The sequence below is a fragment of the Bradyrhizobium sp. CCBAU 45394 genome (assembly GCF_028128655.1).
Classification (GTDB): Bacteria; Pseudomonadota; Alphaproteobacteria; order Rhizobiales; family Xanthobacteraceae; genus Bradyrhizobium; species Bradyrhizobium diazoefficiens.
Window position 1 is genome coordinate 292,986 of record NZ_LBIX01000004.1, and the last position, 22,984, is coordinate 315,969.

At 65.7% G+C, this 22,984-nt stretch carries 23 protein-coding genes; 15 read left to right on the top strand and 8 right to left on the bottom strand.

Features of this window, described 5'->3' with window-relative positions:
* Positions 1-73: 73 nt before the first annotated feature.
* Positions 74-1,747, top strand: a complete 1,674-nt coding sequence (locus WN73_RS02155) for a SulP family inorganic anion transporter (protein WP_271551305.1) — start codon at positions 74-76, stop codon at positions 1,745-1,747.
* A 183-nt stretch (positions 1,748-1,930) separates the two neighbouring features.
* On the opposite strand, the gene WN73_RS02160 is transcribed toward WN73_RS02155, so the two are convergent.
* The 3 genes from WN73_RS02160 to WN73_RS02170 form a co-directional block, all read right to left on the bottom strand.
* Entirely contained in the window at positions 1,931-2,293 is a 363-nt protein-coding gene (locus tag WN73_RS02160) for a hypothetical protein (protein WP_271551306.1), read from the bottom strand.
* Positions 2,294-2,416: 123 nt separating this feature from the next.
* Entirely contained in the window at positions 2,417-3,745 is a 1,329-nt protein-coding gene (locus WN73_RS02165) for a Spy/CpxP family protein refolding chaperone (RefSeq protein ID WP_271551307.1), read from the bottom strand.
* Between the two features lie 105 nt (positions 3,746-3,850).
* Entirely contained in the window at positions 3,851-5,275 is a 1,425-nt protein-coding gene (locus tag WN73_RS02170; protein WP_271551308.1) for an FAD-binding oxidoreductase, read from the bottom strand.
* An 85-nt stretch (positions 5,276-5,360) separates the two neighbouring features.
* Between WN73_RS02170 and WN73_RS02175 the strand changes: the two genes are divergently transcribed.
* Positions 5,361-5,867, top strand: coding sequence for a thioesterase family protein (locus tag WN73_RS02175; RefSeq protein WP_060908584.1), 507 nt, complete (start codon positions 5,361-5,363; stop codon positions 5,865-5,867).
* A gap of 4 nt (positions 5,868-5,871) precedes the next feature.
* Here WN73_RS02175 and WN73_RS02180 read toward each other — a convergent pair whose 3' ends face one another.
* Positions 5,872-6,045 carry a DUF1328 domain-containing protein gene (locus WN73_RS02180; protein ID WP_011089300.1) on the bottom strand — a complete coding sequence of 58 codons (174 nt, stop codon included), beginning with the start codon at positions 6,043-6,045 and terminating at the stop codon, positions 5,872-5,874.
* A gap of 237 nt (positions 6,046-6,282) precedes the next feature.
* On the opposite strand from WN73_RS02180, the gene WN73_RS02185 reads away from it, so the two are divergent.
* The 7 genes from WN73_RS02185 to WN73_RS02215 all read left to right on the top strand — a co-directional run bounded on the left by WN73_RS02185 (position 6,283) and on the right by WN73_RS02215 (position 14,065).
* Entirely contained in the window at positions 6,283-8,856 is a 2,574-nt protein-coding gene (locus WN73_RS02185; RefSeq protein WP_271551309.1) for an ATP-dependent helicase, read from the top strand.
* Between the two features lie 94 nt (positions 8,857-8,950).
* Positions 8,951-9,367, top strand: coding sequence for a hypothetical protein (locus WN73_RS02190; RefSeq protein WP_271551310.1), 417 nt, complete (start codon positions 8,951-8,953; stop codon positions 9,365-9,367).
* Positions 9,367-10,038: an OmpA family protein gene (locus WN73_RS02195; RefSeq protein WP_038966451.1), complete on the top strand. Its 672-nt coding sequence runs from the start codon at positions 9,367-9,369 to the stop codon at positions 10,036-10,038. Before WN73_RS02190 ends, WN73_RS02195 begins: the two co-directional genes overlap by 1 nt.
* A 174-nt stretch (positions 10,039-10,212) precedes the next feature.
* Positions 10,213-10,731, top strand: coding sequence for an Mpo1 family 2-hydroxy fatty acid dioxygenase (locus WN73_RS02200; protein WP_271551311.1), 519 nt, complete (start codon positions 10,213-10,215; stop codon positions 10,729-10,731).
* 29 nt (positions 10,732-10,760) lie between these two features.
* Positions 10,761-11,792 (top strand): NAD-dependent epimerase/dehydratase family protein, encoded by a 1,032-nt coding sequence (locus WN73_RS02205; protein WP_060908588.1) that lies wholly within the window; start codon positions 10,761-10,763, stop codon positions 11,790-11,792.
* Between the two features lie 27 nt (positions 11,793-11,819).
* Positions 11,820-12,446 (top strand): methyltransferase family protein, encoded by a 627-nt coding sequence (locus tag WN73_RS02210; protein ID WP_271551312.1) that lies wholly within the window; start codon positions 11,820-11,822, stop codon positions 12,444-12,446.
* A gap of 314 nt (positions 12,447-12,760) precedes the next feature.
* Positions 12,761-14,065 carry a PQQ-dependent sugar dehydrogenase gene (locus WN73_RS02215; RefSeq protein WP_271551313.1) on the top strand — a complete coding sequence of 435 codons (1,305 nt, stop codon included), beginning with the start codon at positions 12,761-12,763 and terminating at the stop codon, positions 14,063-14,065.
* Positions 14,066-14,069: 4 nt separating this feature from the next.
* Here the strand turns inward: WN73_RS02215 and WN73_RS02220 are convergent, their stop codons facing one another.
* Both WN73_RS02220 and WN73_RS02225 read right to left on the bottom strand, forming a co-directional pair.
* Positions 14,070-14,894 carry an aspartate dehydrogenase gene (locus WN73_RS02220; RefSeq protein WP_271551314.1) on the bottom strand — a complete coding sequence of 275 codons (825 nt, stop codon included), beginning with the start codon at positions 14,892-14,894 and terminating at the stop codon, positions 14,070-14,072.
* A 38-nt stretch (positions 14,895-14,932) separates the two neighbouring features.
* Positions 14,933-15,850 carry a LysR family transcriptional regulator gene (locus tag WN73_RS02225; protein WP_028176218.1) on the bottom strand — a complete coding sequence of 306 codons (918 nt, stop codon included), beginning with the start codon at positions 15,848-15,850 and terminating at the stop codon, positions 14,933-14,935.
* A gap of 156 nt (positions 15,851-16,006) precedes the next feature.
* Here WN73_RS02225 and WN73_RS02230 point away from each other — a divergent pair, with 156 nt between their 5' ends.
* The 5 genes from WN73_RS02230 to WN73_RS02250 all read left to right on the top strand — a co-directional run bounded on the left by WN73_RS02230 (position 16,007) and on the right by WN73_RS02250 (position 19,839).
* Positions 16,007-17,305 (top strand): D-galactonate transporter, encoded by a 1,299-nt coding sequence (locus tag WN73_RS02230; RefSeq protein ID WP_271551315.1) that lies wholly within the window; start codon positions 16,007-16,009, stop codon positions 17,303-17,305.
* A gap of 21 nt (positions 17,306-17,326) precedes the next feature.
* A complete protein-coding gene (locus tag WN73_RS02235) occupies positions 17,327-18,400 on the top strand; it encodes a tartrate dehydrogenase (RefSeq protein WP_271551316.1) in 1,074 nt (357 codons plus the stop codon).
* 272 nt (positions 18,401-18,672) lie between these two features.
* Positions 18,673-19,128: a small heat shock protein HspD gene (hspD, locus tag WN73_RS02240; protein ID WP_011089311.1), complete on the top strand. Its 456-nt coding sequence runs from the start codon at positions 18,673-18,675 to the stop codon at positions 19,126-19,128.
* Between the two features lie 120 nt (positions 19,129-19,248).
* Positions 19,249-19,566, top strand: coding sequence for a hypothetical protein (locus WN73_RS02245; protein ID WP_271551317.1), 318 nt, complete (start codon positions 19,249-19,251; stop codon positions 19,564-19,566).
* A 30-nt stretch (positions 19,567-19,596) separates the two neighbouring features.
* Positions 19,597-19,839, top strand: coding sequence for a hypothetical protein (locus WN73_RS02250; RefSeq protein WP_051000309.1), 243 nt, complete (start codon positions 19,597-19,599; stop codon positions 19,837-19,839).
* 340 nt (positions 19,840-20,179) lie between these two features.
* On the opposite strand, the gene WN73_RS02255 is transcribed toward WN73_RS02250, so the two are convergent.
* Together WN73_RS02255 and WN73_RS02260 are read right to left on the bottom strand one after the other, a co-directional pair.
* A complete protein-coding gene (locus tag WN73_RS02255; protein ID WP_271551318.1) occupies positions 20,180-21,115 on the bottom strand; it encodes a LysM peptidoglycan-binding domain-containing protein in 936 nt (311 codons plus the stop codon).
* A 177-nt stretch (positions 21,116-21,292) separates the two neighbouring features.
* Positions 21,293-21,913 (bottom strand): CGNR zinc finger domain-containing protein, encoded by a 621-nt coding sequence (locus tag WN73_RS02260; RefSeq protein WP_271551319.1) that lies wholly within the window; start codon positions 21,911-21,913, stop codon positions 21,293-21,295.
* Between the two features lie 130 nt (positions 21,914-22,043).
* Here WN73_RS02260 and WN73_RS02265 point away from each other — a divergent pair, with 130 nt between their 5' ends.
* Positions 22,044-22,895, top strand: a complete 852-nt coding sequence (locus WN73_RS02265; protein ID WP_271551320.1) for an alpha/beta fold hydrolase — start codon at positions 22,044-22,046, stop codon at positions 22,893-22,895.
* Positions 22,896-22,984: the final 89 nt, after the last annotated feature.

The following is a 22,984-nucleotide window of genomic DNA, read 5'->3' on the forward strand; positions in this document are numbered from 1 at the left end:
AATTGCGTCCGCCGCCTTCCAATCCGGAAATGCTGTAGTCTAATCGATCGACACAGGCTTTCCGGGGACCTCGATGCCGCACGATTCTCACGCCAAGCACGCATGGCCGCTCTTCCGCTCGCTCGCCTCTTACTCTCTGCCCGGCGACCTCATGGCGGGGCTGACCTTGGCGGCGATCGCGATCCCCGAGCAGATGGCCACCGCGCGGCTCGGCGGCTTTGCGCCGCAGATCGGCTTCTTCGCCTTCATGGCGGGCTCGCTCGGCTTTGCGCTGCTCGGCGGCAACCGCTTCCTGTCCTGCGGCGCGGACTCCACGATCACGCCGATCTTCGCCGGCGGGCTTGCGGCGCTGGCCGCAGTCGGCTCGCCGCAATATCAGGGGTATGCGGTCGCGCTGGCGCTGATGGTCGGCGTGATGATGCTCGCCGGCGGCGCCTTCCGACTTGGCGGCATCGCCAACCTCCTGTCCGTGCCGGTCATGGTCGGCTTCCTCGCCGGCATCTCCGTCCATATCATCGTGTCGCAATTGCCCGGCGTGCTGGGACTGAAGTCACCGAGCGGGCCGACGCTCGATCGCATCGGCGTGCTCGCCGGCGAGCTCAGTCGCAGCAATCCCTTCACGCTGTGCATCGGCCTCGGTGTGCTCGCAACGGTCTTCGTCTCGGAGAAGATCAGCGCAAAGATTCCGGGGGCGCTGATCGGGCTCGTCGCCGCGACGCTGGCCACGATCGGTCTCGGCCTCGAAAGCGAGGGCGTCAGCATCGTCGGCAGCGTGCCGGGGACGCTGCCGCGGCTCACCTTGCCCGAACTTGCGCCGGAGCATTGGGTGCATCTGGTATCGCTCGCCTTCGTGATCACTGTCGTGGTGATGGTGCAGACCGCCGCGACCACGCGCTCGTTCCCGTCCGATCCCGACAAGCCCGCCGATGTCGATCGCGACTTCCTCGGCGCGGGCGCCGGCAGCATGCTATCCGGGCTGTTCGGCGCCTTTCCCGTCAATGCCAGTCCGCCGCGGACGGGCATCGTCGCCGAGACCGGCGGGCAATCGCAGCTCGCGGGACTAGCCGCCGCGGCAATCGTGCTGGCGCTGCTCGCATTCGGCACGGGACTGTTGCAGCACGTTCCTGACGCCGCGCTCGGCGGCATCCTGCTGTTCGTCGCGCTGCGCATCATCCGCGTGAAGCAGATCGTCACGATCTACCGCCAGTCCTTCAGTGAGTTCCTGCTGATCGCCGCCACCGCCGCGCTGATCATCGTGCTGCCGATCCAGCAGGGCGCGTTCCTCGGCATCATGCTGTCGCTGCTGCACGGCATCTGGAGCACCACGCGCGCCAGGCTGGTCGAGTTCGAGCGCGTGCCGGGCACCACGATCTGGTGGCCCGCGCATCCGCACATCGCCGGCGAGCGCATCGAAGGCGTTGCCGTGATCGGGCTGCAGGCGCCGCTGTCCTTCCTCAACGCCCCGGGTTTCCGCAGCGACGTGACCAAGGTGCTCGGCGCGGCGACGCCGCAACTGCTGGTGCTGGAAGCGAGCGGCATGGTCGAGATCGACTTCACCGCCGCGCAGATTTTGCTCGACGTGTTCAAGGCGTGCAGCGAACAGGGCGTCACGGTCGCGCTGGCGCGGCTGGAATCGGTCCGCGCCCAGAACGCGTTCGAACGCTTCAGATTGTTCGACGCCCTGCCCCGCGAGCACGTCTTCCACAGCGTGGACGAAGCGGTGCGCAAGCTGGCGAAAGTGCAATAGGCGAGATCGAGCAGCGGGCTCGATGCACCTCTCCCACTTGCGGGAGAGGTCGCCACGCTCGCAAGAGCGTGGCGGGTGAGGGCTCTATCCTCTTGGGGAGTCCCACCGTGGAAACACCCTCTCCCCAACCCTCCCCCGCAAGCGGGGGAGGGAGCGCACCTTCAATGCGTCAACAGTCAGCCATCACTGCAGCAGCGTGGGGTGATCCCGCTGGATCGTTTCGCGAATCCAGCTGGCATGGATCGCACGAAACAGGATCTGCGCCGTCTTGAGATCGTTCGCCATCATGCAGAGATCGACGATGCGATGGACCGCATCATCGCGCATCAATCCATCCGAGATCTTCATCGCCATTTCCATCGCGACCTTGGCCGCGCGCTCGTAACGCCCGCTCTCGCGCTTGTCGTTGCGCGCGGAACCTGCCGCGCTCAACGCCGCGGCCTCACAGATGGCACGGATACGCGCGGCGGCTTCGATGTCGCCGAGCGGCCCTTCGATCGTCTCGTCCCAGATGTCCGCCGCGTTCTGCCTCGCGAACCACTTCATTGCCCCACCACCCACGGTCTTCCAGCCGCTGTATTACCGGTCCTCAGGCTCGCTTGAGCATAGAGAGGCCCATCGAGATCGGCGAGGCAATTTTTCCACCACGCTCCCTGGCTCGATGCGCATTCACGACGTCCGACGTGGCCCGATGGCCTCGAACTGCGCCTTCTGTTCGTCATTCAGCGTGCCGTAGAAATCCTCCAGCGCTGCGCGAACCGACTTGACGCCGTCGAGCATCAGGTCGAGCCGCTTGCGTACCGCGACCATTCGCGCCGGCGGCGTCATCACCTCGTTGGGCTGGCAGGCCGCCCTGAGCGATGCGCTGACCCTGGCGCTGGTATCCTGGAGCACCTGTAGCGCCGCGCGCTGGGTGTCGTTGGGGTGCAGCCTCGCCTCGATGTCGGCGCCGGGCCAATCGAGCGCAGCCGCCGCACCGCAATTCTGGACCAGCGATCCCTCGGTGTTGCTGGAAGCCGTCGCACGACGCTGGTCGTCGGCCAGCGCATTGAAGCGCGCCTTCTGCTCGTCCGTGAGCGAGCCGTAGAACTTATCCAGGGCGGGCTGAACGAGATCGACGGCTTTCGCCATCGCCTCGATGCGCTGCTGCATCGCCGCCAGCCGACCGGGCGCCGTCGCCGCGACCTGCGTCGGGCAGGACGCGCGGATCATGCCCGCCGCCAGGATCGAGGCGTTGCCGAGTTCGTCGAGGCTTGCGCCTTGCGCCTCGCTCGGCTGCACTGCAGCGGCGATCTGGTCGATCGGCAGACCGACGATCTCGCGGCGGTCGCTGCCGCAAAGCTGATCCAGCGCAACGCCGCGCGCTTGCCGCCGTCCCGGCGGCCGCTGCGGCAGATAGGCCGAAAGACCGTCATAGCCATAGGGCCCGAAGATGCCGGCATAGATGTCCGGGTAGCCGTAGCCCCAGAAGCCGAGACCGTCGCCCCAGATCGTGTAGTCGTAGAGATCGTTATAGGCGAACGGCCAGAACAGCGGTCCGACCCAGCCATAACCGCCGCCCGGATGTTGCCACCATCCGCTGCTGGCGCCATGCCAGCCGGCGAGCGCGGCCGCCGCTGCGATCTGGGCTCGCGCCGCCGGATTACCGATCAGACGGCCGTTGCGGAAGGCGCTGGAATGCGCGTTGAGGGCGTTGCGGAAATTCGCCGGGCGGACGGCCGCATTGCGGATCTGACCGAAGTTCGGACCACCATGTCGGGCTCCCGTTGCGAAGTGCGGGCCGCCGTGATGTCCGCCGCCATGCGCATGCCCGAAGCCATGACCGCCAAAATGGCCGCCGCCACCATGGTGGCCACCGCCATGCCCGCCACCATGACCGCCTCCGTGCCCACCGCCATGACCGCCACCGCCATGGCCGCCACCGCCCTTGCCCAGAGCCGTGCCCGCAAGCATGCAGGCAAGCGCCATCACGGCAATTCCAATGACCGGTCGCAACATCGCATCCTCCCCGCAGAGCCGCGCCATTGAGGCATCGGAAGTTGACGGGAATTGGAACCAGCCTGGCGGCCGAAAGTTCCGCGACCGCGACGCAGCAGGCGCGCGCTACGCCTCCGGCACGATCTTGCCGGGATTGAAGATATTCAGCGGGTCGAGCGCCTGTTTCAGCGCCCGCATCGCGTCGAGCGCCTCGGGGCCAAGCTCGGCCTTGAGATATTTCTGCTTGCCCTGGCCGATGCCGTGCTCGCCGGTGCAGGTGCCGTCCATCGCCTGCGCGCGCTCGACCAGACGATGCATGAACTCCTCGCCGCGCGCCATCTCGTCGGCATCGTTGGTGTCGCAGACCAGCGAGCAGTGGAAATTGCCGTCGCCGACATGGCCGACGATCGGCGATAGCAGATTGAGGCGCTTGAGATCTTCCTCGGTCTCGCTGACGCAATCGGCCAGCCGCGAGATCGGCACGCAGACGTCGGTTGCGACCACGCCGACGCTGTCGCCGGGCCGCAGCGCCTTGACGGACCAATAGGCATCGTGCCGGGCCTGCCACAGCTTGGTGCGATCCTCCGGCTTGGTGGTCCAGGAGAAGTCGCCGCCGCCGCATTCCTTTGCGATCTCGCCGAAGGCCTTGGACTGCTCGGCGACCTCGATCTCGCTGCCGTGGAATTCCATCAGCAGCAGCGGCGTCTCCGGCAGCGTCAGCTTGGAATAGGCGTTGCAGGCCTTCACCTGCGCGGCGTTGAGCAGCTCGATGCGCGCCACGGGAATGCCGGTCTGGATCGCCAGGATCACGGCCTGACACGCCCCATGCACCGTCTCGAACGACACCGCGCCGGCCGCGATGGTCTCGGGGATGCCCCGCAGGCGGATGGTCAGTTCCGAGATGATGCCGAGCGTGCCCTCGGCGCCGACGAACAGATGCGTCAGGTCGTAGCCGGCGGATGATTTCTTGGCGCGTGTGCCTGTCGTGATGATCTCGCCGTCGCCGCGCACCACCTTCAGCGCCAGCACGCTGTCGCGCATGGTGCCGTAGCGCACCGCATTGGTGCCGGAGGCGCGCGTCGAGGCCATGCCGCCGAGCGAAGCGTCCGCGCCGGGATCGATCGGGAAGAACAGGCCCTGGTCGCGCAGATGTTCGTTGAGCGCCTTGCGGGTAACGCCGGGCTCGATCACGCAGTCGAGATCCTCGGTGTGCACCGCGAGCACCTTGTTCATGTCGCGCAGGTCGATCGAGATGCCGCCGGCGGGCGCATTGACCTGGCCCTCCAGCGAGGTGCCGGTGCCGAAGGCGATCACGGGCACGCGGTTCCTGGCGCAGATGCGCACCACGTCCTGGATGTCGGCGGTCTCCTGCGCCATCACCACGCCGTCGGGCGGCTGGTTGGGAATCCATGTGGTGGTATGGCCGTGCTGCTCGCGGACGGCCTGCGAGGTGATGAGGCGGTTGCCGAAGCGTGCGGCAAGCTGCTCCAGTGCGCTCGCGAGGGCTTTCGGCTCCGGCCGCGGCGGATTATTGGTGATGGTCGTACCCACGGAAATTCCTCCGACAGAAGAACCGTGGCAAAGGACATCTAACCGGTCAAGTCAAGCGACCGGACGCATAGCTGGGGAAGGACACATGCCGGAGAGTGCCACTGCTGCGCCCAAGGCCGAGCCGTTCAGCGCCTCGATCATGCAGATCGAGCCGCAATGGATCGACTATAACGGCCATCTCAACATGGCCTATTACAACGTGATGTTCGACCGGGCGATCGACGAGTTCTGGCTCGAGCTCGGCATCGGTCCTACTTACAAGAAAGAGCGTCACGGCTCGACCTTCACCGCCGAATGCCATGTGCGCTATCTGCGCGAGATCCATCTCGGCGATCCCGTGCGGATCCTGGTGTGGCTGCTGGAGGCCGACGACAAGCGGCTGCATACGTTCGAGGAGATGAGGCACGCCACCGAAGGCTGGCTGTCCGCGACGTCCGAAAACATGTCGCTGCACATGGACATGAAGGCGCGGCGCGTTGCGGCGTTTCCGCCCGACATCCAGCAGCGCATCGCGGGGGTGGCAAGGGCCCACGGCGCCTTAGCCCGGCCCGAGGGCATCGGCCGCAGCGTGGCGATGCCCTCGAAGCGTTAGGCGCCTATATCCTGGTGCGGCCGCGGGCGAGGCCGACCACGGCCGAAACCAGGAACAGCACGACCGCGATGAAGAAGATGATCTTGGCGATTTCGATCGAAGCGCCGGCGATGCCGCCAAAGCCCAGGATACCGGCGATCAGTGCGATAACCAGAAACGTCACAACCCAGCCAAGCATGGTCAAATCCTCGTCTTGATGTTTGTCTGCGTCGGCGCGGCTGGCCGCGCCACCTGTCCAGACAATCTCGACGCGGGAACGATGGTTCCTGCCCACGCTAGGCGGAAATTCGCAGGGTCGGAGGAACAAATCGGCCCCCCGCGTACGTGGAAAACCCTGCACCGCCGCCCCATATAGGGACCAATCCCTGTTATGAAGGCTCCCTCCCGTCACCCCGCGGTGCCATCGTGGGGCCAAATGATTCGCATGACCGAGCCGAGCAAGATCACAAGCGTCCCCGACCACCAGCCCGCAGCCGGCGGCATCGCCGCGCGTGCGCGCGCCTCGGTAGGCCCGAAATATCTGTCCGGGCTCAATCCCGAGCAGCGCGAGGCGGTGGAGACGCTGGACGGCCCGGTCCTGGTGCTGGCCGGCGCCGGCACCGGCAAGACGCGCGTGCTGACCACGCGCATCGCCCACATCCTGAGCCAGGGCCGCGCCCGCCCCGCCGAGATCCTGTCGGTGACCTTCACCAACAAGGCCGCGCGCGAGATGAAGCACCGGCTCGGCCAGATGCTCGGCCACGCGGTGGAAGGCATGCCGTGGCTCGGCACCTTCCACTCGATCGGCGGCCGCATCCTGCGCACCCATGCCGAGCTGGCGCAGCTCAAGTCGAACTTCACCGTGCTCGATGTCGACGACCAGGTCCGGCTGCTGAAGCAGCTGCTTCAGGCCGAGAACATCGACGACAAGCGCTGGCCGGCGCGCATGCTGGCCGGCCTGATCGACGGCTGGAAGAACCGCGGCCTGACGCCGTCGCAGGTGCCCTCGGGCGAAGCCGCTGTCTTCGCCAACGGCAAGGGCGGCAAGCTCTATGCGAGCTATCAGGAGCGGCTGAAGATCCTGAACGCCGCCGATTTCGGCGACCTGCTGCTGGAGAACATCCGCATCTTCCGCGAGCACCCGGATATCCTGCGGCAGTACCAGCAGCGTTTCAAATACATCCTGGTGGACGAATATCAGGACACCAACGTCGCGCAATATCTGTGGCTGCGGCTGCTGTCGCAGGCGCCGTCCCCCAAGGCCGTCATTCCGGGGCGCGTCGAAGACGCGAACCCGGAATCTCGAGATTCCGGGTTCGATGCTGCGCATCGCCCCGGAATGACGGAGCAAGCCGTCGGCGCGCCGATGGCCACGTCTCACGTCAAAAACATCTGCTGCGTCGGCGACGACGACCAGTCGATCTATGGTTGGCGCGGCGCCGAGGTCGACAACATCCTGCGCTTCGACCACGATTTCCCCGGCGCCAAGGTCATTCGCCTCGAACGCAATTACCGCTCGACCGGCCACATCCTCGCCGCCGCCTCGCACCTGATCGCGCACAACGAAGGCCGGCTCGGCAAGACGCTGCGCACCGAGGACCAGGACGGCGAGAAGGTCACGGTGACAGGCTCGTGGGATTCGGAGGAGGAAGCGCGCGGCATCGGCGAGGAGATCGAGCAGATCCAGCGCCAGGGCGAGAAGCTGAACGAGATCGCGATCCTGGTGCGCGCCTCCTACCAGATGCGCGAGTTCGAAGACCGTTTCGTCACGCTCGGCCTGCCCTATCGCGTGATCGGCGGCCCGCGCTTCTACGAGCGCGCCGAAATCCGCGACGCGCTGGCCTATCTTCGCGTCATCAACTCGCCGGCCGACGATCTCGCCTTCGAGCGCATCGTCAACACGCCCAAGCGCGGCCTTGGCGATGCCACCGTGCAGATGCTGCACGACCATGCCCGCAAGCGCCGCATTCCGCTGTTCGAGGCGGCGCGTGCGGTGGTCGAGACCGACGAGCTGAAGCCGAAGGCGCGCGGCTCCTTGCGCGACCTCGTCGCCCAGTTCGACCGCTGGCGCGCCCAGCGCGAAGTCACCGCGCATACCGACCTCGCCCAGATCGTGCTCGACGAGAGCGGCTACACCGAGATGTGGCAGAAGGACCGTTCGGCGGACGCCGCAGGCCGGCTCGAAAACCTCAAGGAGCTGGTGCGCTCCATGGAGGAGTTCGAGAACCTGCAAGGGTTCCTCGAGCACATCTCGCTGGTGATGGACCGCGACGGCGGCGCCGAGGAGGACGCGGTGTCGCTGATGACGCTGCATTCGGCCAAGGGGCTCGAATTCGACAACGTGTTCCTGCCGGGCTGGGAGGAAGGCCTGTTCCCGAGCCAGCGTACGCTGGACGAACAGGGCCGCGCCGGCCTCGAGGAAGAACGCCGGCTCGGCCATGTCGGCATCACCCGCGCCCGCCGCCGAGCCATGATCTATTTTGCGACCAACCGGCGCATCCATGGCACCTGGACGACCACGATCCCATCGCGCTTCCTCGACGAATTGCCGGCGGCCAATGTCGAGATCACGGAATCCAAGGGCGGCTCGGCCTGGGGCGGAACCGGCGGCTACGGCGCCTCCCGCTTCGACGACATGGAGGCGTTCGGCTCCAGCTATACGACGCCGGGCTGGCAGCGGGCGCAGGCCAACCGCAACCGGGGCGGCGGCCGCACCGGCGCCGGCGGCCACGGCAGCTTCGAGGAAGAGGCCGCGACGTTCTCGTCTTCCTCGTCCTCCGGACCGGATTTCGGCAGCTTCTCCTCGCGCCGGCGCGGGCCGATGACGATCGAGGGCGAGCTGGTCGCCAAATCCACCGGCACGACCTCGGAATTCTCGCTCTCCGACCGCGTCTTCCACCAGAAATTCGGCTACGGCCGCGTCACCAAGATCGACGGCAACAAGCTCACCATCGCCTTCGACAAGGCCGGCGAGAAGAAGGTCGTGGACAGTTTCGTGCAGCGGGCGTGAGCAGGCCTTGCGGTGTTGCGGCGGCGTTACGCCGCCGCGTTTCTTCCCACCACGCCCCTTGACCACCGCGAACTTCCCCGTATCAGATGCGCCCATGGTCCGGGGCTCCATCACATTGATCGTGCTGGCATTGGTTATGCCGTCGCTTGCGGCGGCGGAGACCATGAGCTTTGGCGATTCGATCGGGCTGCTGGCCAAGAGCTGCGGCGCGGAAATCGTCGCCAATTGCCGCGGCGTCAATCCGGACTCGACCCGGCTGAAGGAGTGCCTGTCCCGCAACCGGGATGTGCTCTCCCAGCAATGCCAGAGCGACTATCTCGGCGCCTTCGACGCCATCCAGAAGCGCGTCGCCGCACGCGTCACGGTGGCGAACGCCTGCCAGCGCGAGATCGTCAAGGTCTGCGGCGGCTCGACCAAGGAGACCAGCAAGTCGATCCCCTGCCTGGTCTCGACGCCCAAGGGCATCAGCAACAACTGCCTGAAGGCCGTGGACGACGCGGGGTATCGATGATGCGCGCGAAGGGGCTCACCACCGCCGGACTAGGCATCGCGCTCGGCATGGCTTTGCTCGCGGGCGCAGCCAGCGCCCAGACGACGCCGCCGACCCGTGACGACATCGTCGGCAAGCTGAACCATTTCGAAGAGGCCGCCGAAATCGACCTTCCCGCGCTGAAGCAGCAGGTGATGGAGCGCGCCAAGGCGAGGATCAAGAACGATCCGGGTCCGGTGAACCGGCCGCCGATCGCGCCGGATCTCGCCAAGCTGCCCGCCTTCAACGCGCAGATCCAGTTCGACGCCGACACGCCGATCATCCAGCCGGCGTCCTACCAGACCGTCGGCCGCATCGCGGATGCGCTGGTTCATGCCTCGCTGCTGCCCTACACCTTCCTGATCGTCGGCCATGTCGAATCCAACGCGAAGACGCGCGAGGCCAACGCGATCCTGAGCCAGCGCCGGGCGGACGCGATCCGCGACGTGCTGGTGAACACGTTCAAGATCTCGACCAAGCGGCTGCATCCGATCGGCCTCGGCGAGGAGCAGTTTCTCGACCGCGCCAAGCCGACCTCGGCCGCCAACGGCCAGCTGCAAATCCTGACCTTTGCCAAGGTACCGGAGGAGGCACCCGCGCATCCGGCTGCGGCACCTGCGCCTGCGGCGAAAAAGCCCGCCAAGAAGCGCTGACGAGGCGCGCCTCGACGCCTGACGGAACCCATTGAAGTCCTGACCGTTTTGTGACCTGTTTCACAGTGCGACAGCACGGTTTTGCGCGACAATAGTGCCGGTTTGTGCACTGCCCTATCAGGTGCTATAGGCTCTGGTTCGTCCTTCCCCAACCCTGTGCTGCATGAGACCAAGATGGGTGGCTTGTTCCAACGCCAACTTGCCGTTTACGTCGAGTACCATCGCGATCCCCGGAATACGGCGATGCACGTGGTCGGCATCCTCTTGCTGTTCACGGGCGCCGTGCTACCGCTGACGTTGGTGAAGGTGCCGCTGTTCGGAACCGAACTCAGCCTGGCGGTCATCCTGGCCCTGCCGGTTCTGATCTATTGGCTGCTGCTCGACATGGCGCTCGGGGTCGGCATTCTGGCCGTCTCCGTCGTGCTGTTTTCGATCGCGACGACCATTTCGACGCAAGCCAGCACCATGACGATGTGGGCGATTTTCGCCACGCTGGTCGTGCTCGGCCTCGCCGCGCAGACCATCGGCCACAAGGTTTTTGAGGGGCGCGAAGCCTCGTTATTCACGTTTCCGTCGCATCTTTTGCTGGGACCAATGTTTGTCATGGCAAAATTATTCATTGCACTGGGCTTCCGTCGCGACCTTGCCGCGATTCTGGCGCCTCTTCCGACCAATTCCCTTTCAACCCGATAGCTCTAGAAGCGAAACAGCAAACCTTCTTCATGGCTCTCGTACTGGTTACCGGTGGCAGCGGCTTCATCGGACATCATCTCGTAGAATCGCTCCGCGCCCGTGGGCAGCGGGTGCGTGTTCTCGATGTCCGGCCGCCGGCCGCCGCCAATACCGACGTCGACTATGTTCACGGCTCGGTGCTGGACGGCGCCGCGGTCGATGCCGCGCTGGCCGGCGTCGATCAGGTCTATCACCTCGCCGGCCTGCCCGGCATGTGGGTTGCCAACAAGCAGGACTTTCACGACGTCAATTTCCGCGGCACCGAGGTCGTGCTGGCGGCTGCGATGAAGCGCGGCGTGTCGCGCTTCCTGCATTGCTCGACGGAATCGATCCTGTTCCCCTATGCCGACCTCGACGGCGTTCCCGCCGAAGAGGCGCTCCAGCCGGCCGACGCGATGCCCGGCGCCTATACGCGGTCGAAGTCGCTCGCCGAGCATCACGCCGCGAAGGCCGCGGCCAGTGGCTTTCCGCTCGTGATCGGCACACCGACCATGCCGATCGGAGCTGCCGACCACAACCTGACGCCGCCGACGGCGATGCTCTGGTACTTCCTCCAGAAGAAGGTGCAGCCGCACCTCAACTTCCTGGTCAATCTCGTCGATGTCCGCGACGTCGCCATGGGCCTCGTGCTGACCATGGAGCGCGGCCGCATCGGCCAGCGCTACATCCTCGGCGGCGACTGCGTCCCGCTCGGCCGCATCCTGCGGATGATGTCGGCGATGAGCGGCCGCCGCCAGTTCCCGATCGTCGTGCCTGGCAAGATCGCTGAGCTCTCCGGCATCATGCTCGAATATCTATCCGACAACTTCACGCGCCGGCCGCCCAACGGCACCGCCGAGGGCGTGCGCATTGCGCTCGCCGCGAGCGATCTCTCGATCGGGAAGGCGCGAACCGAGCTCGGCTACTCGCCGCGCCCGATCGAGCCGGTCCTGCGCGAAACCATCACCCATCTGCTCGCCCGCGGCGGCGTGCAGCCCTCCGGCGCCATCAAGCAACACGCGCTCTCCTCGCGCGCTGGCTAAAGCCGCCGCCTAACGCAAAGAACCTTCATGTCCTTCGATTTCAGCAAGCTTCTCTCTGTCGCCTGGGGTGGCTGGACCACGACCTGGCCGACGCAACTGCTCGCCCTGATCTGGCTCGCCTGGCTCGCCAGCTGGGTCGGCGCCTCGTTCTGGCAGGGCCGCACGCAAAAGCAGGTGATGACCCTGGAGTCCGGCCGCTATCGCATCCCGATTCTGGTCGGCGGCATCCTGTTCACGCCGTGGACCGCCGAAGTGCTCGGTGAGAAGCCGCTCTGGGTGTTCAGCAGCACCGGCGTCTACATCGTCGCGCTGATCGTGCTCGCCGGCATCTCCTTCACCTGGTGGGGACGGCTGCATCTCGGAAAATTCTGGTCCAACACCATCACCCACAAGGAAGACCACCGCGTCATCGACACCGGCCCGTACGGCATCGTACGTCATCCGATCTACACCGGCCTGATCGCCGGCATGCTGGCGACCGGCATCGCGGTCGGGACGGTGACCGCGATCCTCGGCGCGATCCTGATCTCGCTCGGCATGTGGCAGAAGGGGCGGATGGAAGAGGTGTTCCTGTCGAAGGAGCTCGGCGAGGACGCCTACGGCGCCTATTGCCGCCGCGTGCCGATGATCATCCCGTTCCTGTCGCCGCGGTGATGTAACAAGCCCGCCATATCCTTCGATGTCGTCCTGGCGAAAGCCAGGACGACGTTGAGGAGGCAGCGTGCGCCACTGCATCGGCGCCTGCATCCTTGCCATGCAAATTCGGCGTGCTGCCATCCGCGCCATAAACGGCCCGATCCGAGCCCGCACAGGTTGACCTTTTTACCGCCACCCAGTTGGATGCGCGCGCAATGAGGCACGACGACATCCATGGTTGACCTGGAGAGGTCGACGATCAGGCCTGGGCCCGCGCGGGGCCTGGAGCAATCCGGCGTTGGACTGTGCCGCAGGTTCGACAGGGGCTTCTCATGACCTTTTCCAGCATTTTTGCGCAGTTCGTTGCGCTTCTCGGCGGCATCGCTCTGCAATGGCGGAAGCTGTCCGGCACAGAGCCGGCGCCCGCATGGGGCCAGACGCCCGCCATTCCCGAGGCAAAGCCGCAAGGCGCGATCCCGACGCTGAAGATGCCGACCGCCCGCGGCTGGAGCGAGGGCCAGAAGCCGACCGTCGCGCCCGGGCTCAAGGTCAATGCGTTCGCAACCGGCCTCGACCATCCGCGCTGGATCGAGGTGCTGCCCAATGGCGACGTGCTGATCGCGGAAGCGACCCAGATCGCGGGGCCGCCGCGATCCGTGTTTCACTACGCGATGCAGGCGACGATGCGGCGCGCCGCCGCGCTCGGCGTTTCCGCCAACCGCATCACGCTGCTGCGCGACAAGGACGGCGACGGCGTCGCCGAAGTTCGCGGCGCCTTCATGGAGAACCTCAGCCAGCCGTTCGGCATGGCGCTGGTCGGCGACACCTTCTATGTCGGCAACACCGACGGCGTGATGGCCTTCCCCTATGTCGCCAATGCCGACCGCATCACTGCGCCGGGCAAGCGGCTCACCACGTTCAAGCCGAGCGGCCACTGGACGCGCAGCCTGCTCGCCAGTCCCGACGGCAGGAAGCTCTATGCCGGCGTCGGCTCGCTCAGCAACATCGCCGAGATGGGCATGGAGGTCGAGGAAGGCCGCGCCGCGGTCTATGAGCTCGACCTCGCCGCCGGCACGCATCGCATTTTTGGTGCCGGCCTGCGCAACCCAGTGGGCCTTGCCTGGGAGCCGACGACCGGCGTGCTCTGGACCGTCGTCAACGAGCGCGACGGGCTCGGCGACGAGACGCCGCCGGACTATCTGACCTCGGTGCGCGACGGCGGCTTCTATGGCTGGCCCTATTGCTACTGGGGCAAGACGGTGGACGACCGCGTGCCGCAGGATCCGGCAATGGTCGCCAAGGCGCTCACGCCGGACTATGCGCTCGGCGGCCACACCGCTTCGCTCGGCCTGTGCTGGATGCCCGCAGGCACGCTGCCGGGTTTCCCCGACGGCATGGTGATCGGCCAGCACGGCTCGTGGAATCGCAGCAAGCTCTCCGGCTACAAGCTGGTGTTCATCCCGTTCGAGAACGGCCGCCCGTCCGGCCCCGGTCGCGACATCCTGTCGGGCTTCCTGTCCCCGGACGAGAAGGAATCCTACGGCCGCCCGGTTGGCGTCGTGATCGGCCCCGACAAGAAATCGCTGCTGATGGCCGACGACGTCGGCAACGTGATCTGGCGCGTCACCGGCGCGTAAAGGTTTACGTCCCGACACAGAGCGTGGCGCGCTGCTTGCGCAGCAGCGCGATCACCGACAGCGCCGTGATCAGCCCGGTCTTGGGATTTTCGGACGGGATATTCTCGATCGACATCGAGAAGCGCGCCGAATCCGCCTCGACCTCGATGCGGTGAACATTGCGCGTGACGGTCGGATCGGCCCAGATCTGCACGGAGGTGCGATCAGGCCCGACACCCGCGAGCGACAGCGCGACTGCGACGTTGAGATTGGCCGGGAAGCCTTTTGCGGCCTCGCGCGCCGTGCCCTCGAACAGCTTTAGCGGCTCGCGCAGCGTGTCGATGTCGATGTTGTTGTGAACGATGAAGGGCGCACCCTTCAGCCCGTCGATCGGCTTGCGCGTCACCATCTTCACCGAATGAATGGTGCCGATCGCAGCGGCGTTGACGGCATCGAGCCCGATCAGCGCGCCGGTCGGCACGATGATGCGGCCGCCATTGGCCCGGGCGAGATCGACGAGATCGAAATTGTCGAGCAGCCCGCCGACGCTGACGACGACAGCGGCCTTGCCACGCTTCACTGCCGGCTCGACGATCGCGCGCAGCTGGCTGCTCGGTGCGCACTCGACCACGATGTCGGCGGCTTCACCGAGCTGGTCGATCGGCAAAACCTGCGGCGGGCGACGCAGGCCGTTGAGGAATGCCTGATGCTTGGCGGGATCGCGCACGGCGACGGCGGACAGTGTCAGCCCCTCGATACCCTGATCGAGCGCGGCGGCGATCTTGGTGCCGATCGAGCCCAGGCCCGCGATGGCCACCCGCAATTCGCTCGAAGCTTTCCGATCCGTCATCACCTTCCACCTTCTATCCACGCCAATGTCATAGCCCCTCAGGCCTCGCGCGCATAGCTGCGCAGGCGGGCCTCGAGCACCGCCAGCATGGCATCGCGGGCCGGATCGCGCGAGCCGCGCAGCCAGGCGGCGGCGAGCGGCAGCCGGCCGACCGGGCCGCTCTGCTTCGGCCGGAGCGGCACGAAGCGCACGCCTGATACCGCCATGCGCGTGGTCCAGCGCGGCACGATCGCCACCCCAAGCTTCGTTGCCACCAGATGGATGATGGTCTGCTTCTCGTCGGCGACCTGGACGATGCGCGGCGTGAGGCCGGCCTGCTCGAACAGCTTGATCGTGAGATCGTGGCTGTGCGGCCGCGAGCGGCGGTCCGGCACCAGCATGGCCTCGTCGGCGATCTGCGCCAGCGTGATCGACTTGCGCTCCGCGAGCGCGTGGCGCTGCGGGAACGCCACGATGGCGGTCTCCTGGAGCAAATCGCGGAATTCGAGCCGCTTGTCCGCGCTGTCGGGCGGGCGGACGAAAGCGAGATCGAGCGCGCCGGTCAAAATCTTCGGCAGCAGCCGGACCGTCTTGTCCTCCAGAAGCTGCACCGCGATGTCAGGATGCTTGTCGCGAAAATCGCGCAGCAGCGGCGGCAGCAATCCCGCCGCCGCGCTGTCGATGGCGCCGACCCGCAGCCGCCGGGCGGCCCCGGCACGCGAACGGTTGCGCAGATTATTCTCGACCGCCTCGACCTTGGCGAGGATGGCGCGGGCATCACGCAAAAGCGTCGCACCGTCTTCGGTGAGCGACACCGCGCGCGTGGTCCGCGCGAACAGCCGCGTGCCCAGGTCCTCTTCCAGCAGCCTGATCTGGCGCCCGAGCGCAGACGGCAGCATCTGGAGCTGCTGCGCCGCATGGCCGAAATGCAACTGCTCGGCCGCCGCCACGAAGCATCGAAGCTGATGCAATTCCATCCAGGGTCCTCTCGCCTCTCCTCGCGAGGATTATATCATTTTTTTGTATAAACCAGCGCCAATTGAGTCCCCCCTTTCCTCCCGACTACGCTCGTTGCCGGCATGGACCTCCGGGCCCGCCGACACAACAACAAGCCGGAACTTGAGGAGGCCAGGGTGGCGAGCGAGATTCAGACGCGCGTGCTGCGCAAGATCACCTGGCGCATCGTTCCCTTCATCATGCTGCTCTACTTCGTGGCCTTCATCGACCGCGTCAATATCGGCTTCGCCTCGCTGACGATGAACAAGGACATCGGCCTGTCGCCCGCGGTCTACGGCTTCGGCGCCGGCATCTTCTTCTGGGGTTATTTCCTGTTCGAGGTGCCCTCCAACATCATCCTGCACAAGATCGGTGCGCGTATCTGGATCGCGCGGGTGATGATCACCTGGGGCATCGTGTCGGCGGCGATGGCGTTCGTGCAGGGGCCGACCGGCTTCTACATCCTGCGCTTCCTGCTCGGCGTCGCCGAAGCCGGCTTCTTTCCCGGCATCATCCTCTACCTCTCCTACTGGTTCCCGGCGCGCCAGCGCGCCGCGGTGACCGCGCTGTTCATGGCGGCAGCGCCGCTCTCCACCGTGCTGGGCTCGCCGATATCAGGTGCGCTGCTGGAGATGGACGGCCTGCTCGGCTTCAAGGGCTGGCAATGGCTGTTCGTGCTGGAGGCGCTGCCGGCCGTGCTGCTCGGCTTCGTCGTGCTCGGCTTCCTGACCGACCGCCCCGAGAAGGCGAAATGGCTCACTGATGACGAGCGCCGCTGGCTGGTCGAGACCATGAACGCGGAGACCACCAGCAAGGCCGCAACCGCGAGCCACAGCATCTGGCGCGGGCTTGCCGATCCGCGCGTGCTGGCGCTGGCGCTGATCTATTTCGGCACCTCGGCCGGCCTCTACACGCTCGGCGTCTGGGCGCCGCAGATCATCAAGCAGTTCGGCCTGTCCTCGCTCCAGGTCGGCTTCCTCAACGCGCTGCCGGCAACCGCCGCGGTCGTCGCCATGATCCTGTGGGCGCGGCATTCGGACCGCACCGGCGAGCGGACCTGGCATGTGGTGTGGGCGTGCCTGCTCGCCGCAGCCGGGCTCGCCTATGCCGGCCTTGCGACCGGCGTCGTCGCCGTTTTGGTTGCGCTCGCGCTCGTCAACATCGGCATCTCCTCGGCAAAACCGCCGCTGTGGAGCATGCCGACGCTGTTCCTGTCCGGTCCCGCGGCCGCGGCCGGCATCGCCACGATCAACTCGATCGGCAATCTCGGCGGCTTCGTCGGGCCCGCCATGATCGGCTGGATCAAGGACCAGACCGGCAGCTTCGTTGGCGGGCTCTACTTCGTCGCCGGCCTGCTCGTTCTCTCCGCGGTCCTCACCCTGCTATTGTCGCGCGCGCAGACCGCGCCCGTCGAACCCGTCCCGCAATCCCACTGATCTCTCAAACGGAGCATTTCCATGCGCACCCATTCGATTGCAGCAATTCCCGCCGACGGCATCGGCCCCGAGGTCATCTCGGCCGGCATCCGCGTGCTGGAGGCGCTGGCCAGGCGCAGCGGCGACCTCGCCTTCAACGTCAAGACCTTCGACTGGGGCTCGGACTACTACAAGAAGCACGGCGTGATGATGCCGGCCGACGGCCTCACGGAGCTGAAGAAGTTCGACGCGATCTATTTCGGCGCGGTCGGCGCCCCCGACGTGCCCGATCACATCACGCTGTGGGGCCTGCGCCTGCCGATCTGTCAGGGCTTTGACCAATACGCCAATGTGCGGCCGACAAAAATCCTGCCGGGCGTCGCCTCGCCGCTGCGCAATGTCGGCGTCGGCGATCTCGACTGGGTGATCGTGCGCGAGAACTCCGAAGGCGAATATGCCGGCATGGGCGGCCGCGCGCACAGGGGCCTGCCGGAAGAGGTCGGCACCGAAGTCGCCGTCTTCACCCGCGTCGGCGTGACGCGGATCATGCGCTACGCATTCCAGCTCGCGCAGTCGCGTCCGCGCAAGTTCCTGACCGTCGTGACCAAGTCGAACGCGCAGCGCCATGGCATGGTGATGTGGGACGAGATCGCGGCCGAGGTCGCCGGCGAATTCCCCGATGTGACCTGGGACAAGATGCTGGTCGACGCCATGACGGTGCGCATGACGCTGCATCCGAAGAGCCTCGACACCATCGTGGCGACCAACCTGCACGCCGACATCCTCTCCGACCTTGCCGGCGCGCTGGCGGGAAGCCTCGGTGTCGCGCCGACCGGCAACATCGACCCGCAACGCCGCTTCCCCTCGATGTTCGAGCCGATCCACGGCTCGGCCTTCGACATCACCGGCAAGGGCATCGCCAACCCCGTCGCGACCTTCTGGACCGGCGCGCAGATGCTCGAGCATCTCGGCGAGAAGGACGCCGCGTCACGGCTGATGACGGCCGTCGAGCGCGTCTGCGCGGCCGGGGTGCTGACGCCCGATGTCGGCGGCAAGGCGACGACGAAGGAGGTGACCGACGCCGTCATCGACGCGATCCACGGTTCGAACGTGTAGTGGGTTCAGCAACGCCGGCGCGGCGACCATGGTGGGCTCCGGCGGCGCCCGGCGCCTGACCTTGGTCGCAGGCACGACCCCCTCCCTCCGCGAGGCGCGGGAGGGTCCAAAATTTTTGGCATCCCTCTTGAAACCAAAACTGTGTTTTTTTATTTTTTCGTTGCCGCCGAGAGGTGGCGTCCCCGACGCCTCATGGGTCGGGAACGACTGAGACGGGCACCGGTCGTGTCCGGTGCCGCTCGTATCCATTTTGCTCCTTGGAGGATTTGGCTATGCGCACTTACGACTTCTCTCCCCTGTGGCGTTCGACCATTGGCTTCGACCGCCTTTTCGACCTCGTTGAAACGGCACAGCGTGCCGGCGAGGATAATTATCCCCCCTACAACATCGAACGCGTCAGCGAGGATCGCTACCAGATTTCGCTCGCGATCGCGGGCTTTTCGCCCGACGAGGTCTCCGTGACTGCCGAGCAGAATGCGGTGATCGTCGAGGGAAACAAGGCGGACAAGGCCGAACGCGAGTATCTCTACCGGGGCATTTCCGCGCGGCCCTTCAAGCGGCAGTTCAACCTGGCCGACTATGTTCAGGTGCAGAGCGCCGCGTTCGAGAACGGTCTGCTCAAGATCGAACTGATCCGGGAGATTCCTGAAGCGATGAAGCCGCGGCGAATTGCCATTAATGCGGCGCCGTCCGGCACCGTGCATCAGCTCGAAGGCAGAGCCGCCTGATTTTCGTTTTGTCGGAGACCTGGTGATCCCGCCTGATCGTCGGGCGGGACCGACCGTGGCCTTCGACCGCGCCCCCCAATGCAAACAGAGGTTTTAGCGAAAGGAGAAGGAGGACCTCTCATGATCGATCATGCTGACAACATCATCGACCTGAACGCAATACTGCACCCCGGCTCTGTCTATGCTCATCCCCGCGACGTCGTCGAGGATCCGGCTCTGTCGATCGGCGAGAAGCGAGCGATCCTCGCGTCCTGGGCTTCAGACGCCGCCAGCGTTGCCTCAAACCCGGCGCTGAGAGAACTGCCGGGCTCGGACAAGCCCGTCACCATCGACGAGATTCTGGACGCGCTTGCGATGCTGGACCAGCATCCAAAGGGTCCTCCGGGCGGCAAGCCGGTCCGCACGCGGTCCATCTTGCGAACCGGTCTCGCAGCCTAGGCAGCGGCCGCTCAACGGGGGATTGCGATGATGATGATTGATGAAGAGCTGGCCTTGTTGCGCGCACACCGCAACAACATCGGCCGTTACCAACGATTGCTCAAGACCGAACTGACGGAGGTCGAGCGGCGGTTCATTGAAAGGCGCCTGTCCGAGGAGCGTTCCGCGATCGAAAAGCTTGCAGCCTCTGCGTTTCCCCTCACCCTTCGAGCTCCAAAGAGGGCGATCGGGAAGGCAACCATGCTCATGACGCAAGCTGACACGGCGAATTGAAATGTCCGATAACCTCCCGACCTTCGAAATGTTCTTGAGGAGATACGGCCGAACGACATGGCAGTGGCGTGTCTGCACGACCGAAGGACACCTCGTCATGCACGGGTCGGAAAATGGCCGGCCTGCGGCGAAATATGCGGCGGAAAGGGCATTGTTTCTGATGCTTCTCGCCGCGCCCTATCGACCGGCGAGCCAAGCTTCCGCCATGGCTCGCTCGTCCTTGGCGACACCAGCACCAAGACGGCTGCCGCGGCAGCGGTTGCGTGAATGACAAGGCAACACACGGAATGGCGCTCGGCGTCAGGCCACGTCCGTCCCGGCGATCTCCGCTGCTAACCGCTTACCGCCGCGCCGGAGGCGGCGGCGTCGCCAGCGCTGCCGTCGGCTCGGGCGGCGTCAGATGGCGCGGGACGACGATGGACTGGCCGGGCGTGAGGGTCGCGTTCTCTGCAAGCGAGTTGCTCTGCGCGATCGACCACAGCGGCACGCGATTGGCTGCGGCGATGCTCTCCATGGTGTCGCCGCGGCGTACCGGCACCCGCACGCCGGAGTCCCACAATTCCACCAGCGTATTCGCCGGCACGAGATAGCGCAGCGGCACGGCATCGCCCTGGGCCTGCGCGGGAATGCGCGGCAACTGCGTCACCATCTCGACGATCTGGCGATGGATGTCGTCGGACTTCTCGATGTTGATGTGCGAGACGCGGCTGTTCTCCTTGAGATCGTAGCTCGCGTAATGGCCGCGATAGCCGGGCACTGCCACGACATCGCCGCCGCCGAGCACGCTGTCGGACAGGAAGATGTTGATGAAGCGCTCGACATTGAGCGGCACGTCGCCGGTCGCATGGGCGGGATCGATAGCGATGACGAGGCTGATCGGGATGTTCTCCTTGGCCGCCATCTCGGAGATGACGACCGAGCACAGCCCGCCCATGGAGTGACCGATCAGCACGATCGGCGCCGGCGTTTCCTTGTAGCTGGAGATGGCACGATCGCCGATCCATCGGCAGATGGTGAATTCGTAGACATCGGCGGAAAAGCCGGCCTTCGTCAGCTTCTCGCCGAGCCGGTCCATGCCGGTCGAGAAGATCGGCCCCATGGCGCCACGGAACAGGTAGATCTTCGGCGGCGGCAGCGGCTCGGCCGGCGGAGGCGGCGGCGCAACGGGCGCGGCCGCGGCAGGCTTTGACTTGGCGGGTGAGGCAACGGCCGCACCGGTGCTCAAGGCGAGCAGCGCAACCGCTGCCAGCACGAGGATTCGCCTTGGATCAAGCATCAGTCCAGCAGTCCCACCACGGAAGGCAAACGCCGTCCCCCGGTTGCTTAGTGACCACCGATTGGGTGGAATTTGGGGCACCGAACGCGGTCGCGACACGCGGTCCCCCCATCAGGAGCCCGTGATCTGCCGGACGCGCCCAACAGGCAGCACGAAGCCACCACCTGCCTGCCCTCGTCACTGCCTGCTCTTGAGCCGATTGCGGTGTGCGGCCTGCTTGGCGCGGTTGCCGCAGACCGCCATGATGCACCATCGCCGCGCGCGCCCGCGGGTGTGGTCGGCGAACAGCATCGTGCAGTTGTGGCCCTCGCACGCCTTCACGTCGGAAAAGTCCTCGTCGCAGACGAACGTGGCCAAGGCTTCGCCGACCGGCAGCAGCAGGGATTCGGCCGATCGCCAGCGCCGCTTCGTTTGCAGCTTCAGAACGCCGCCAACATCACCGTGTCCCGGCTCGATCTGGCGGAATGACTCCTCGCGCTCCAGCAGGCCGTTCAACGGACCGAGTTCGCGCAATGCATCCGCCGTGAGCGGCCGGCCGGCATGCTCCAGAACGAAACCGCGAAACCATTCGCGCAGGGCACGCGCCTGATCCGCGACCTCATCCAGCTCACCCGGCGCCGCGCGCGCCTTCAGTGCGTGCAGTTCATCCGCCGGCACCAGCTTCGCCTGCTCCAGCCAGTCGATCAGGCCATCGCCATCGTCGATCCAATCGACGGGCGTATCGACCGGCGTCGCCACCGAATTCAGGAAATCAAGGCCAAGCGAGTCGGCGATGAACATGGCGGGTGGGCGGTCCATGAGCGGTCCTTGGCCGGTCTGAAGAGGCAGGGCAGAAGTAACCTGATAAACACCAATTGACAAGTTACTCGCCAACGACGTAACCTTATTAATGACATTAAACAGGTTACTTGGACGAACGGAGACTGGCATGGCCCCGACCACCTATCGCACCGCAGACGTTGATGGCTTCAAGGTGTTCTATCGGGAGGCCGGCACTGCTGGCGCGCCAAAGCTCCTGCTGCTGCACGGCTTCCCGAGCGCCGGCCACATGTTCCGCGATCTGATCCCGCTGCTCGCGGACAGGTTCCACATCGTGGCACCGGACCTGCCCGGCTTCGGCCAATCCGACATGCCCTCGCGCGAAACCTTCCGCTACACGTTCGACAACATCGCTAAGGTGATCGAACGCTTCACCGAGGTGATCGGCTTCGATCGTTTCGCGGTCTACGTCTTCGACTATGGCGCGCCGACCGGCTTCCGGCTCGCGCTGAATCACCCCGAACGGATCACGGCGATCATCTCGCAGAACGGCAATGCCTATGAGGACGGTCTCAGCGACGGCTGGACTCCGATAAAAGCCTATTGGCAAGATCCTTCGCCCGCCAACCGTGAGGCGCTGCGCGGCTTGCTCACGCCGGACGCGACGCGTTGGCAGTACACGCACGGTGTCCCCGATCCGTCCCTGGTGTCGCCGGACGGGCAGAACCTCGACAATTTCTACCTGGCTCGCCCCGGCTCGGACGGCGTGCAACTCGACCTGTTCGGCGACTACAGGAGCAACGTCGCGCTCTATCCGTCATTCCAGGACTATTTCCGCACCTACAAACCACCGTTCCTGGCCGTCTGGGGCAAGAACGATCCGTTCTTCATCCCGCCCGGCGCCGAGGCGTTCAAGCGCGACAATCCCAACGCAGTGGTTCAGTTCTTCGACACCGGACATTTCGCGCTGGAAACGCACGCGAGGGAAATCGCGGAGAGCATTCGCGCGTTCTTGGTGTGACGATGTGAGCGCGCCATGACGCGCGTCCGCTCACTTCCGCTCTTCGCGATCTCTGAGCTTGCCGGTCAATGCAGAGAGACAGCAGCGCG

Coding starts and splice junctions, on each gene's coding strand:
- WN73_RS02155 (WP_271551305.1), top strand. CDS start 74: ATGCCGCACGATTCTCACGCCAAGCACGCATGGCCGCTCTTCCGCTCG.
- WN73_RS02160 (WP_271551306.1), bottom strand. CDS start 2,293: ATGAAGTGGTTCGCGAGGCAGAACGCGGCGGACATCTGGGACGAGACG.
- WN73_RS02165 (WP_271551307.1), bottom strand. CDS start 3,745: ATGTTGCGACCGGTCATTGGAATTGCCGTGATGGCGCTTGCCTGCATG.
- WN73_RS02175 (WP_060908584.1), top strand. CDS start 5,361: ATGCCGGAGAGTGCCACTGCTGCGCCCAAGGCCGAGCCGTTCAGCGCC.
- WN73_RS02180 (WP_011089300.1), bottom strand. CDS start 6,045: ATGCTTGGCTGGGTTGTGACGTTTCTGGTTATCGCACTGATCGCCGGT.
- WN73_RS02185 (WP_271551309.1), top strand. CDS start 6,283: ATGATTCGCATGACCGAGCCGAGCAAGATCACAAGCGTCCCCGACCAC.
- WN73_RS02190 (WP_271551310.1), top strand. CDS start 8,951: ATGGTCCGGGGCTCCATCACATTGATCGTGCTGGCATTGGTTATGCCG.
- WN73_RS02195 (WP_038966451.1), top strand. CDS start 9,367: ATGCGCGCGAAGGGGCTCACCACCGCCGGACTAGGCATCGCGCTCGGC.
- WN73_RS02200 (WP_271551311.1), top strand. CDS start 10,213: ATGGGTGGCTTGTTCCAACGCCAACTTGCCGTTTACGTCGAGTACCAT.
- WN73_RS02205 (WP_060908588.1), top strand. CDS start 10,761: ATGGCTCTCGTACTGGTTACCGGTGGCAGCGGCTTCATCGGACATCAT.
- WN73_RS02210 (WP_271551312.1), top strand. CDS start 11,820: ATGTCCTTCGATTTCAGCAAGCTTCTCTCTGTCGCCTGGGGTGGCTGG.
- WN73_RS02215 (WP_271551313.1), top strand. CDS start 12,761: ATGACCTTTTCCAGCATTTTTGCGCAGTTCGTTGCGCTTCTCGGCGGC.
- WN73_RS02220 (WP_271551314.1), bottom strand. CDS start 14,894: ATGACGGATCGGAAAGCTTCGAGCGAATTGCGGGTGGCCATCGCGGGC.
- WN73_RS02225 (WP_028176218.1), bottom strand. CDS start 15,850: ATGGAATTGCATCAGCTTCGATGCTTCGTGGCGGCGGCCGAGCAGTTG.
- WN73_RS02235 (WP_271551316.1), top strand. CDS start 17,327: ATGCGCACCCATTCGATTGCAGCAATTCCCGCCGACGGCATCGGCCCC.
- hspD (WP_011089311.1), top strand. CDS start 18,673: ATGCGCACTTACGACTTCTCTCCCCTGTGGCGTTCGACCATTGGCTTC.
- WN73_RS02245 (WP_271551317.1), top strand. CDS start 19,249: ATGATCGATCATGCTGACAACATCATCGACCTGAACGCAATACTGCAC.
- WN73_RS02250 (WP_051000309.1), top strand. CDS start 19,597: ATGATGATTGATGAAGAGCTGGCCTTGTTGCGCGCACACCGCAACAAC.
- WN73_RS02255 (WP_271551318.1), bottom strand. CDS start 21,115: ATGCTTGATCCAAGGCGAATCCTCGTGCTGGCAGCGGTTGCGCTGCTC.
- WN73_RS02260 (WP_271551319.1), bottom strand. CDS start 21,913: ATGGACCGCCCACCCGCCATGTTCATCGCCGACTCGCTTGGCCTTGAT.
- WN73_RS02265 (WP_271551320.1), top strand. CDS start 22,044: ATGGCCCCGACCACCTATCGCACCGCAGACGTTGATGGCTTCAAGGTG.